Genomic DNA, 12,393 nt, shown 5'->3' with positions numbered 1-12,393 from the left:
CGCCACCCGCGTTGCTGCCCAGCGGCCAGCCCATGGTGTGGGTGACTGTGCCTTCTTTGTGCTTGGCCGGGTCGATCTCCCAGATCTCTTTCATGCCAACGCTGTATTTCTGCGGCAATTCGCAGCATCAAGTAGTCCCCAATAAATGAAGTGCGCTTTTATACTGTGAATTGAAACACGTTGGACAAATCCGGAATTCTTGGCGAACGTCCCCAATAAAAAGTGCGCTTTTGGCGAAACATCAATATCTTGGTGGGGGGCATCTTTTTTCACATCGAAGATGTCAGGAGTTCAAATCTCTCATCACCCACCATTCAACCCGCTGAAATACCTTACTTTTCGCCCAATCCGCACGTTGAAAAGAAGTGCGTCATGGTCATTTGAACCCAAGCGAACCTAATACCGCACCGAATCCGGTTCCGGCCAAGTGGGAAATTTCTCCGTCGCTGGCACGTCCTTGCGTTCCAACCATTCCTTGATTGCCATCCAGTAGTCTTGCAGCTCGGCGGCGTACTGGCGCGGTTGAAGGCCGTCGATCGAGCGCTGTAGCTGTGGGTACCACAGGATCTTGAGCTTCAGCCCGTGGGCCTTTGCCCAGACGCGCAGAGCTATTTCCCAGTCCGTTGTTGGGCGGGCTTCAAGTTCTTTGTGGAGGTCGAAGGGGATTCGGTTGGGTCAGGTAGTCATGGCGCTGATATGGGGCAGTCAGCAGCGGTCGGCAAAGCCGCTTGTTTATGAGATCCCGAATGACCGGAGAGCCCCAAACTGCCTTAGCTGAACCATTTGAACTCTGCACCTGCATGCGTCCGGTCAGCGGGACCGAAGCCGACATATGCAGAGCGTTGACCAACGACCGCTTCCCGGGGCTTCGACCGGAATCGGAGCTCAAATCGACATGAGCCACTTCTTGAATATTCTCACTGTGACCCGCTCTTGATCTCCGGGTCGGCAAACGAAATAGAGCCCACGATCCAGCGGCACACGGCTTTCATCTAGCCGGACCAACCGTCCAAGTTTCAAATCCCTCTCCGCCAAAAGATGCCTTGCTAATGCCACGCCTTGCCCGTCAATTGCAGCCTCCAACAAGACAGCGCTGTCCACGTACTTGACGCTCTGAGCGTTGATCCGATCACCATTTAAGCCGACTTGCGCTGCCCAGCTTTCCCACCCGACATTGTAGGCATCGTGCAATAAGGGGAGATCGGCCACGTCCTCGGCGCGCATTGGTCGCCGTGCTTTCTCAACAAGGGACGGCGCGGCCACGACAATCAATTCCTCTTGTCTTATTTGCTTATGATAGAGCCCGTCCCAAGCAGGTTCCCCGAACCGTAAGGCGACATCGACCTCGGATGTATCAAAATCCGCAAAGGCGTCATTTGTGTCCAGCAGCAATGCGATACCGGGATGGTCCTGTTGAAACGAACTCAATAAAGGCACAAGCCATTTGAGCGCCAGCGACGTGGACAATGACACCGTAATCGATTGGCGGCGATGTAAGCGCCTCACTTCCGATACACCCAACTGTAGTGCGGAAAATGCCCCACGCGTTGAGTGGTGCAGACGTTCCCCGGCTTGGGTCAGTTCAACGCCATTCGGTCGGCGATGAAAGAGTGGCACGCCAAGGTGCAATTCCAACAGCTTGATCTGCCGACTGATCGCACCGTGTGTGACGTTCAGCACATCCGCTGCCTTAGTCAGGCTAGAGTGGGTTGCGGTTTCGTCAAATGCCTGAAGGGCACGAAGGTGTCTGAGGTTTTCCGCCATGTGAGAAAATCTAACAGCAACGCGCCAAAATCTCGATAGGCGGCTGCAAATTTAAAGAGTTACACTGACTTAACTCCCAAAAACCTCATACCCTTTGTACCACAAGAAAGGAAACACTATGCCCGAAGTCAAAGTCGCGGTGATGACAGGCACGGGACAAGGCATCGGACGGGGCTGTGCCATTGAGATGGCAAAGGCAGGCTACAAAGTTTCGCTGATGTCCCCGTCCAACCGGTCTGTTGAACTGGCGCAGGAGCTTGGGGGCATTGGCCGTCGCGGCTCTGTACTGGACGTCGATGATCTGCAGGCGATGATCGATGACACCATGAGCAAATACGGGCGGATTGATGCAATTGTCAGCAACATGGGTCACGGTGGAACAGTGCCCGAAGCCATCAAGACAGTAGGATTCGACCCCGACTTTGATGGGCCTCTTTTAGAGCTTAGCGACGCATTGTGGCACGAAAGTCTGGACATGTACGTGCTTAACGTCGTCAAGATTGCTCGTATCGTAACGCCCATCCTGATGGAACAGGGTGGAGGTGCCTTCGTAAATATCTCGTCCATGAACACAATTGAGCCCCGCGCCCCTTACCCAATGAGCATGCTGCGCGGCGCGTTGCACAGTTTCTCAAAACTCTACGGCGATCGATATGCTCGATATAATATACGCATGAACAATCTGCTCCCCGGCTTCTGCGAGAACGTGAACCTATCCGAACAGGCCCGTCGGGAAATCCCAGCTCAGCGAACAGCCACATTCGAAGAAATTGGACACGTTTGCGTGTTTCTCGCCAGCGAGGGGGCTCGGTACATCAACGGCCAGAGTATATTGTCGGACGGCGGGATGAACCGCGCGGTAAGGTAGCAAGGAAGCGAGGAATATGATTGTCAAATCACTCAATGAAATCCTTGATACAGGACGTGACGTTTCCGGGCCGGGATGGAATAGCAGAAGACTGCTGCTCGCGTCAGATGGCATGGGGTTCTCGTTAACAGACACGGTCATCAAAGAAGGCGCAGAGCTTGAGCTGGAATACACCCACCATTTGGAGGCGTGTTATTGTATCGAGGGCAAGGGTCAGATCCGGGCGTCAGAAGATGAAACTTGGTATACTCTTGAACCATTTACCCTCTATGCATTGGATCAACACGACCGACACTTAGTTCGCGCTACAGGTGCAGATCTACGGCTTGTCTGCGTATTCAATCCGCCGCTCAGCGGGCGCGAAGTGCACCGAGAAGACGGAAGCTATGCACCAGCTGCATCCTAATGAGCGCTTTGACCACTTTCGCAAACCGGCCAATCATGCACCGCGCAGCATCTGGAAAAATGGGCTCTTTCCGGACTTCGGGTGCGACGCAGCATCGGGCTTCTGCGGGAAACCGTCGCCCGGCACTCACCATCCCATATCAGACCATCGGCACCTCGGTCGAATGCTGCGGTGACAGCCCGCTTTGCGGTCATTTTCTGTGAGAGGGAAATCTAAAGCCGATTTGCATCTGCATCAACTAAGGAGCGATCCCTCAAGCGGACGCTTTCTGCGCAAGTGTTTACAGATTGTTGTTATTGCCTTTGGGCAGCCCTAAGCTTTTAAAGGCAATGCCGGAGATCAAACGATGCCAGAAGTTAACGAACGGCCAAACGTCATTTTGATCCTCGCCGATGACTTGGGATTTGCGGATCTCGGCGTGACGGGTTCTGAAATCAAGACACCCAACATTGATGCGCTCGCTCGGGATGGCACCATGTTGTCGGCCATGTACAATTGCGCCAGATGTTGCCCGACCCGCGCGTCGTTACTGACGGGGTTGTATCCTCACAATGCAGGCGTTGGTCACATGGGGGCAAATCTTGGCACGCCCGCTTATCAAGGGTTCTTGCGCAATGACAGTGCCACGATTGCAGAGCATCTTAGGGCCAACGGCTACCGAACACTGATGTCCGGCAAGTGGCATGTGGCCGGGGATTTTATGGCTCGCGAGGTCGACAGTTGGCGCGTCGGCGATCTGGAACACCCGACGCCGCGCCAACGAGGGTTTGACCGCTTTTATGGCATCGTCGATGGCGTCACGCATTTCTTTTCACCTCACTACATGTTGGAAGACGATAGCCGGGTCGAGACATTCCCCGACAATTTCTATTTCACCGACGCAATTACCAACAAAGCCATCGGTATGATTGAAGAGACGTCCGATGATCAGCCGTTTTTCCTCTACTTGGCACACACCGCCCCGCATTGGCCGCTTCACGCGCATGAAGAAGACATTGCCCGATATGACGGAGTCTACAATGCCGGGTGGGACGCCACTCGCACTGCGCGGCACGAGACGATGAATGCCATGGGGCTGTTCCAGACCAACTGGGACATTTCACCGCGCGATGACCAGGTTCACCCGTGGACTACAGAGAAAAACACTGACTGGGAAGCCCGGAAAATGGCGACGTATGCCGCAATGGTGGACCGGATGGATCAGTCCATTGGCCGTCTGATCGCCGAGCTGAAACGCATGGACAGGTTCGACAACACGCTGATCTTGTTTCTGTCCGACAACGGCGGTTGTGCCGAGTTCATGGCCGAAGATGGTTGGTGCAAGTTCTTCCCAGATACCACCTCTGACGGTCGCAAGATCGATATGGGCAATCGCCCTGACGTTATGCCTGGTAGTGCACTGACCTATCAAAGCTATGACAAACCTTGGGCCAACGTTTCCAATGCACCATTTCGGCTGTTCAAGCATTACGTGCACGAAGGTGGGATATCAACGCCACTGGTCGCGCATTGGCCCAAAGGGTTTAAAGCCCGGGACACGACCCATGCTGCCTGTCACGTCGTAGATATTCTGCCGACCATCCTTGAAGCGACAGGGAGCACATATCAAGAGGCGGTTGGAGGGCACGAAATTCAGCCTATGCAGGGTGAATCCCTGCTTTCCTTGCTCCGCGGAAAAGACTGGGAACGCGAGCAACCGATCTTCTTCGAACATGAAGGAAACGCAGCAATTCGACTTGGGCAGTTCAAACTGGTGCGTCGATTCTCGCAGGATTGGGAACTATACGATATGGAAGCGGATCGTACGGAGTTGAACAATCTGGTTGGTGCATCTTCCAAGCTTGAGGAAGATTTGAAAGGTCAATACCAATCATGGGCCGCCCAAACCGGGGTTTTGGATTGGGAGATTGCACTTCCGAGGTTACTGGACGCCTGGAAGATTGAGACTGCTGAAGGCTAGTCCAAAGCTTTATCTCGGTTATTTCGGCCCAAACCGGCCATTGAACAAGTGTCATGTATTCTTCTGCACCGCTGTTGATGCAGGCCTTAGCTGCACCGGCAAACTGCACTCCAAAATCATCCCATGTGATTCAAACCTGTCCGGGAAGCCACAGAACGATTGCGGGGAAGGCAACGAGCATCGCGATTGTTGCAGCATCCGCCAGAAAGAAAGGCGTTACACCTTTAAAGACATCCTGAACGCTTAGGTCATCACGCACGCCAGCCACGACAAAGCAATTCAGCCCGATAGGTGGGGTGATCAGGCAAAACTCGGCCATTTTGACAACCAGAATGCCAAACCAGATAGCACACATGGGCCCGGACATACCGAAGGTACTCTCGGCTGCGCTTACGGCTTCACCGCCATTCAAAGCCATGACGGCGGGGTATACGACCGGCAACGTCAGCAGCAGCATACCTATCGCATCCATGAACATGCCCAGTACAGCGTAAGCCAGAAGAATACAGATCAGGATTAGCATCGGAGACATCTCAAGCGAGGTAATCCAGTCGGAGAATGCACTTGGCAGTTCGGCGAAACCAAGAAAACGAACGTAGACCAAAACGCCCCAGATGATCGTGAAAATCATGACGCTTAGTTTGGCGGTTTCCAAAAGGGCGTCTTTGAGTTCAGACCAGCGCATGCCCTGATACAGCGCCATCAGGAACACCACAAATGCTCCAATTGCGCCGCCTTCGGTTGGCGTACCCCAGGCATCGCCGCCGAACGGGTTGTAGACAAAGAAAATGATGGTGACGACAACAATCACGATGGGCAATGCGGGCGGCAATGAGAGGAAACGTTCTTTCCATGTAAATCCGGTGACTGCGGGACCAAATCCTTTGATCACGACGGCCATGCCAATGATCAGCAAGCCATAAATCACAGCCGAGAACATACCCGGGATGAATCCCGCCAATAGCAGTTTGCCCACGTCCTGCTCGACGATAATCGCGTAGATGACCAGTATGGCCGAAGGCGGGATGAGCGAGGCGAGCGTACCGCCTGCAGCGACGACTCCTGCAGCAAAACGCTTGTCGTAGCCGATCTTCAGCATCTCGGGGATGGCGATACGCGCAAACACAGCGGAAGTGGCGACCGAGGCCCCGGATACCGCCGCAAACCCAGCGGTCGCAAAGACTGTCGAAACCGCCAGCCCGCCGGGAACCCATGCCAGCCAACGCTTCGCGGCTTCGAACAGGGCTTTGGTGAGGCCCGCGTAGTAGGCAAGGTAACCAATCAGGATGAAGGTCGGGATAAGGCTCAACGCCTGGCTTGAAATCTTGGAGTGCGGCACCTGCCCCGCTGTTTTGACGGCCACAGTCACAGCCTTGCCGAACCGTGCCGGGTCGTACCCAAACTTGGCCCAGAAGATCCAGATCAGACCAACCATGCCAGCTGTCGCAGCGGCGAAAGCCACGCGCATCCCCAGCACCACAAGAACAAGCATACCACCCGAGACGATCAGACCAATATCAATGGGTTCCATCAGATTTAACCTCAGTTATCGTGGCCCGAGACGTGCTCGGCTTCCATTGCAGCTTGAGTGGCTGCGTCAGCTATCAGCGGGACGGCAATAGGTGCCTGATCGGGGTGCCGGATCGCGCGACCGTAGGCCCAGAGCTGTAAAGCAAGCCTTAGGCAAAGCACGCTAAAGGCAACGGGGGCCAACAGCTTTGCGGGCCACAGCGGGATACCTATGTCGATGGAGCTGTCGCGGCTCCAGAGTGGAGCACCAAAGTCAAAGCTGCGTGCGAAATGCGCCCAGCTCCCCCAGATCAGCAAGACGATCAGCGCCAGAATGACAGCGGTTGTAATGAACTCAACGATATAGAGCGTCCGGCCTCTAAGCGCTCCAACAACCATGTCCATTCGTATGTGGCCGCCATCACGCTGCGCATAAGAAATCCCCATGAAGGCGATTAAAGGCATGGCCTGCTCGATCCAATCCACATAACCGGGAAGTGGCGCATTGGCGAAATTCCGACCACCAACGGAGACTACGGCCATGACCATCAGCGAGAAAACTGCAAGACCGCTGATCAGAGCCAGAAAGCTTTCCAGTTTGTAGAGGCGTTGATCGAGAATGCTGAGACGGCTGTCGTCGGACAGCGCCAGGGATGACCCGGCCATCGTTGTACTCCGCTGTCAGGAAAGAAAGAACCCGACGCCAATCAAGCTGACGCCGGGTTGTGAGTGGATTAGCTGCCGTTTGCGATCTTCCCAGTCACAAGGTCATAAAGCTCTTGTGCTGGTAGGCCACGCTCGGTGTTTTCTGCAATCCAGGCCTCGGCCGCGGGGGCGGCAGCGGCTTCTTTGAACGCTGCAATTTCTTCATCGCTGAAAGTGACCCGTTCGATGCCGCGTTGATCCAGCTCAGGGCCCCACGCTTCCATCGTTTTGGTCTGGTAGTGGCTCACGTAGTGATCCAGTGCCTCATCCACAGACCCCAGCAGAGCTTCGCGGTGTTCGTCAGACAGATCTTCCAGTGCCAGCGTGTTCACCACGACAGGGCAGTTGACGGTGCCGGGATTGAGGTTCGTCGTCCACCACGTGCCATTTTCAATGGTGCCAAAGGACATATGCGCGTGTGGCGCAAAGCTGACCGCTTTGACGATGCCGCTATCCATTGCCTGACGCACTTCGGATGCAGACATCGAGGTCGGAACTGCCCCAACAGTCTCCATCGCTTTACCGATGCCGCCAGTCGCCCGAACGCTCAGACCTTCGAAATCGGTTAGTGATTTAGGTGCTTCACCGACGCCAACAAGGTTGTACTGCGGCAGCGGCGACGGCATCAGGAGCGTAGCATCCCAGCGGGCCAGATCCTCGACAACGGCCGGGTGTTGGTAGACAGCCATCGACAGGTCAACCTCTTGGTCCAGCGATGTCACACCCAGAAACGGCAGTTCCAGAACCGTGATCGAGGGGTTTTTGTCGCGATGATAGCCAGCGCAGAACTGGGCCATTTCAAACGCACCAATCGAAATCCCATCAAGATTTTCTTTGTTCTTCGACAGACCGCCATAGCTGATGTTGAGTGTGAACTCACCGCCCGTTTTTTCGTTCACCAGTTCGGCAAGTTTCTCGACGTGTTCGGTAAAGGCACGACGCTTGCCCCACAGGGAAACGTTCCATTCGACAGCCAGTGCTTCGGATGCAACGGTCAACGACAGGGCAGCAATGGCCGCTCGGTTAAGATATTTGCGCATGTTGGCTCCTCCCAGATCACGCAATGTGTTTGGGCAGAGTATTCAGGATGCGCAGCAGCCTGCCTATGAAGGAAAACGCGCGAGAAATTACTGTTCCCCTGCGGATATCCGCAGAGTGGTTTCGCTTACAACAGCGCCTCTTTATCGAGACCGAGTTTGACGATCTTTTCATTGAGCGTCCGGCGGCCAATCCCTAGCGCTTCGGCGGCGGCATCCATGCGGCCTTTATGCGCCTTGATGGCTTTGCCGATGAGCTCGCGTTCGAAAGCCGCAACAGCTTCGCGTAGCGTATCCGGCACATCGTCTAAGTGTTGATCGCTGTGGATAGCCTGCGCCATCGACCCTCCTCCGCGTCGGGCCGCCAAAATGCGCCGTTCGCAGACATGGCGCAATTCACGCACATTGCCGGGCCAATCATGTGCAAGCAGAGCGGCCAAATCGTCCTGATCGAGTTCTGGCGCGTCAATCTCATAAACCTGCGCGTATTCGTTCAAGAAATGCGTTGCCAAAAGAACCAGATCATCCCGTCTTTGACGTAGTGGAGGTAAGGACAGGACAACAGTATTCAATCGAAACAACAGGTCCTGACGAAGGCGGCCTTCCTCGGCGGCCAGTACAACGTCTTCGTTGGTTGCTGACACGACCCTGAAACTTACCGGCACCGGCGACACAGCCCCCACCGGCAGGACCTGCTGATCTTCGATGACCCTTAATAGCTTGGCCTGCGCCGCTGGGGGGCACGAGCAGATTTCATCCAGAAACAAGGTCCCACCCGATGCCGCCACAAGCCTTCCGTCGGATTCACCCGCGACGCCGAACATTTCTGCTTCAAACGTATCTGCCGACAATGCGGCGCAATTCAGCGCCAGAAACGGTGCCTCCGGCGAGCGGCCCAAATCATGTAAAGCATGGGCAACAAGCTCTTTCCCGGTCCCGGTATCCCCCTGCAACAAAACCGCAACCGAAGTATCGGCAAGATCAAGTACTTCCTGTCGCAAGTCTGTAATGGCGTCTGTTTGGCCCAGCAGGATGCGATCCAGCCCTGACAGTTTGAACAGCCGGTTTTTGAGACGGGCATTGCTTCTTCGCATTCGGTTTTGTTCAGCCGCGTGCCTCAGCACCGTAAGCAATCGCCTTGGTTCATATGGCTTTTCGATGAACCCATACGCCCCGTCCTGTATAGCCTGAACCGCCATCGGGATGTCACCATGTGCCGAAATCAACACCACCGGAGGCGCCACATGCCTGTCCAGGCTGGCCAGCAATTCAAGTCCCGACATGCCGGGCATACGCACATCAGACAAAATGACATCGGGCGAGGCGTTGGCCAGATGTTCCGTCACGTGGGTCGCGCGCGACAGGGTGCTAACAGTCCAGCCGGCGGCTTCGAGCAACTCGACAAGCGATTGTCGCATCGATTTGTCATCATCAACGACCAGAACTTTGAAAGGTTGCTGCTGGGTCATTCGTCCGTTTCTTCAGTCATCGAGGCTATCGGGAATATGACTCGAAAAATTGTTCCGCCGCCATCACGGTTTCGGGCCGTCATTGTGCCATCGTGATCTTTGACAATGCTGGTGGAAATCGCCAATCCTAAGCCCATGCCTCGCCCGCTTTCTTTTGTGGTTACAAATGGCTCTTGCAACTCAGCCAGCGTTGCCTCGCCCAACCCGTGACCGTTGTCCTGAATTTCCAACACTGCCTCATCACCAGAAGCCATGATAGCGATATGGATTTCCGGCGCATCCGCTTCATCCGTTGCATCTATGGCATTGCGCAAAAGATTGGTGATGACCTGTTCGATCCGCAGGGCACTGCCCCGGATAAAGACCGGACTGGTCGGCGCATCAACTGAGATTTTCACCCCACCCTGCTCGATGTTTGGTGCAACCAGAGCCAAAGCGGCATTGACCGAAGTGCATAAGTCTACGTCGGCGAACGCTTCACTCTCTGACCGTGCGAAGAACCGCAATTGGCGCGTGATCCCTTCCATCCTGTCAACCAGGCTTCCGATTTTTTGCGGCAGCTTGGTCTCACCGGAAGTCGAGATCTCTGCTGCCACCAGATGATTGCGCATCGCAGCGATGGGCTGGCCCAGTTCATGCGTGACCGACGCGGAGAGTTGCCCCAGAGCCGCCAGTCGGCTTGCGCGCTCCAACTCGCCTTGGGTGCGTTTGAGGCTCCGCTCGGCTGTCTTGCGGTCGTCGATTTCGATGGCGAGCCGTTCATTTGCCTCGCGCAGCTTTGCTTCTTCCTCTTCAGATCTCGCCAAGGCCGCACCTACGCGTCTCGCGCGTTGTATCTGGAAGAAGATAAATGCGACCCCCGCCAAAAGGACAAAAACTGCAGTTACAAGCCAACTGCGCGCTACGGCCTCGTCGTCACTTGCAAAATAGTGAAGCGACCATCCATGGGGTAATTCTGTAGCCGCAAGATGCAGGCGCTTCGTCCCTGCTATTCTGGCCTTATCCCCCGGTAACTCAACCCAATCCAACGCATCTAAGTCTTGCCCCGGAAACTGCCTGGCATCTCGAATCCGTTCTTGTTGTGGTGCTGACAATGGCGTCAACGCGCGATATTGCCAATCCGAGTTCGAAGAAAGCAGAACGACACCGTCTTCATTGGCCAAAAGAACCTGTTCGCCCGAGTTTTTCCAACTATCCTGAAGATCAGAGAAATCGATCTTTATCGCTATGACACCAGCCGAAGCTCCACGGTCGTCAAGTACTGCGTTGGCGATGAAGTATCCTGGCAGACCAGTCGTTGCTCCGATGGCATAGAAGCGGCCTTGTTTACCAGAAATGGCACTTTGGAAATACGGCCTGAAAGCGTAGTTCTGGCCAACAAAGCTTCCATTGTCGCGGTAGTTCGATGCGGAAATTGTGATCCCGTTTTTATCCATCAAGTAGATCGCATCCAGCCCCGCCTGCTCCGCAAAATCCTCGAGGCGTCGGTTTAAAGCTCCGGTGCCGTGTCCTTCGGCTGTTCCAATTACAAAGGAATCCTGTGACAGCACATATGTGAGGTGGGAAAATCGTTCGAGTTCGCTGTTCACCGAGCTTTGGTAGAGAGAGAGCCGGCCCTGAGCTTTCGAAAGCTCCTCCGAAACGAAGTATTGGTAAGAAACCAAATAAAGGCCAATGCTGGCGGCAATGGCTACCAAAATACCTACAATATACGACTTTGATCGCATTGAATGCCCATGAACTGCGACAGCATAGGATCACAGTAGAATTTAGCCGTCCATCCCAAGACTTCTAATCCGACATTTAGATGTTCTGACCAAACAAGAATGACCGATCAATTCGAGAACGCTAAGCAATGAACGAACCTGACGAAACAACTATTTGCTTTCCGCAAGTAGACGTCTGCCCAGAGCTGCCATTTGTGCGGCATTCAAATTAATGCAGCGCGGCCTGCCATTGCCGACATTCGCCGCGAGTGCGAACTCGGGGCCCTAGCGAACTCACATTCTGTGGACATAGCTCCAATTCGCTGCCGAGCAGCAACCCGGCAGTACAACGTCAGAAGGCGCAGAAACCAGACTTTGCAAACTTTGGCGGACGAGCCAATGCGGACAGTCATCATCTCTCTCGGATGCTGCGGTTGCGACCCGCTTAGCTGAGGATCACATATTTCTTCATCTTTCGCTCCCTGGGTACTCGATCTGATTGTGTTGAGGCACCGGCATTCAGTGCGTATAACTCCTGTAATAACTACAGGATCAGGTGGAGGCACTTCACATGATTGCGATAGGTGAGGCTTCCCGGCAAACTGGGGTCGGAATAGAAACCATCCGCTACTACGAACGCGAAGGTATCGTACCAAGACCCGCACGAGCTCTGAACAATCGTCGGCTCTATTCAGCAAGCGATGTGGGAAGACTTCGATTTTTGAAGAAATGCCGCGACCTGGGGTTTCCTTTGTCTGAAGCAAAGGCGCTTTTGGAGCTGTCAGAAGGAAGTGCTGAAGACTGCCGGTCAGTGAAAGAATTGGCCGAGGCTCACATTACCAGCGTTCGAACCAAGATTGATGAACTCACACGCCTGGAGCACGCCTTGAGTGAGCTTATGGCCAATTGTGATATGTCTGACGTCAGCACCAATGGGGCAGTTTGAGTCGATTTGATAAGAGAGGGTTT

General features: G+C 54.5%; 10 protein-coding genes and 1 pseudogene. 4 read left to right on the top strand and 7 right to left on the bottom strand.

Annotated features, from left to right (window positions below; genetic code table 11):
• Together AC2TDJ_RS20970 and AC2TDJ_RS20965 are read right to left on the bottom strand one after the other, a co-directional pair.
• Positions 1 to 115, bottom strand: a pseudogene (locus AC2TDJ_RS20970) (hypothetical protein); the annotation flags it as partial.
• A 770-nt stretch (positions 116 to 885) separates the two neighbouring features.
• Positions 886 to 1,764: a LysR substrate-binding domain-containing protein gene (locus AC2TDJ_RS20965; RefSeq protein ID WP_480844625.1), complete on the bottom strand. Its 879-nt coding sequence runs from the start codon at positions 1,762 to 1,764 to the stop codon at positions 886 to 888.
• Positions 1,765 to 1,882: 118 nt separating this feature from the next.
• Here AC2TDJ_RS20965 and AC2TDJ_RS20960 point away from each other — a divergent pair, with 118 nt between their 5' ends.
• From AC2TDJ_RS20960 to AC2TDJ_RS20950, 3 genes are all read left to right on the top strand, one after another.
• On the top strand, positions 1,883 to 2,632 hold the full coding sequence (locus tag AC2TDJ_RS20960; protein WP_480844624.1) for an SDR family oxidoreductase: 750 nt from the start codon (positions 1,883 to 1,885) through the stop codon (positions 2,630 to 2,632).
• Between the two features lie 16 nt (positions 2,633 to 2,648).
• On the top strand, positions 2,649 to 3,038 hold the full coding sequence (locus AC2TDJ_RS20955) for an ectoine synthase (RefSeq protein WP_480844623.1): 390 nt from the start codon (positions 2,649 to 2,651) through the stop codon (positions 3,036 to 3,038).
• 346 nt (positions 3,039 to 3,384) lie between these two features.
• Positions 3,385 to 4,998 (top strand): arylsulfatase, encoded by a 1,614-nt coding sequence (locus AC2TDJ_RS20950; protein ID WP_480844622.1) that lies wholly within the window; start codon positions 3,385 to 3,387, stop codon positions 4,996 to 4,998.
• A gap of 130 nt (positions 4,999 to 5,128) precedes the next feature.
• Here the strand turns inward: AC2TDJ_RS20950 and AC2TDJ_RS20945 are convergent, their stop codons facing one another.
• From AC2TDJ_RS20945 to AC2TDJ_RS20925, 5 genes are all read right to left on the bottom strand, one after another.
• The gene (locus AC2TDJ_RS20945; RefSeq protein ID WP_480770375.1) at positions 5,129 to 6,529 is read right to left on the bottom strand and encodes a TRAP transporter large permease; all 1,401 of its coding nucleotides are present in this window, start codon (positions 6,527 to 6,529) and stop codon (positions 5,129 to 5,131) included.
• Between the two features lie 11 nt (positions 6,530 to 6,540).
• A complete protein-coding gene (locus tag AC2TDJ_RS20940) occupies positions 6,541 to 7,173 on the bottom strand; it encodes a TRAP transporter small permease subunit (RefSeq protein ID WP_480844621.1) in 633 nt (210 codons plus the stop codon).
• Between the two features lie 68 nt (positions 7,174 to 7,241).
• Positions 7,242 to 8,252 (bottom strand): TRAP transporter substrate-binding protein DctP, encoded by a 1,011-nt coding sequence (gene dctP / locus AC2TDJ_RS20935; protein WP_480844620.1) that lies wholly within the window; start codon positions 8,250 to 8,252, stop codon positions 7,242 to 7,244.
• Between the two features lie 125 nt (positions 8,253 to 8,377).
• Positions 8,378 to 9,718 (bottom strand): sigma-54-dependent transcriptional regulator, encoded by a 1,341-nt coding sequence (locus AC2TDJ_RS20930; RefSeq protein ID WP_480844619.1) that lies wholly within the window; start codon positions 9,716 to 9,718, stop codon positions 8,378 to 8,380.
• Positions 9,715 to 11,445 carry a sensor histidine kinase gene (locus tag AC2TDJ_RS20925; RefSeq protein ID WP_480844618.1) on the bottom strand — a complete coding sequence of 577 codons (1,731 nt, stop codon included), beginning with the start codon at positions 11,443 to 11,445 and terminating at the stop codon, positions 9,715 to 9,717. Before AC2TDJ_RS20925 ends, AC2TDJ_RS20930 begins: the two co-directional genes overlap by 4 nt.
• Before the next feature lie 550 nt (positions 11,446 to 11,995).
• Here AC2TDJ_RS20925 and AC2TDJ_RS20920 point away from each other — a divergent pair.
• Entirely contained in the window at positions 11,996 to 12,370 is a 375-nt protein-coding gene (locus AC2TDJ_RS20920) for a MerR family transcriptional regulator (protein WP_480844617.1), read from the top strand.
• Positions 12,371 to 12,393 lie beyond the last annotated feature (23 nt).

The organism is Ruegeria sp. HKCCD6647-2 (genome assembly GCF_057221075.1).
The sequence above is the reverse complement of the archived record's forward strand: the minus strand, read 5'-3'. Positions and strand labels throughout refer to the sequence as shown.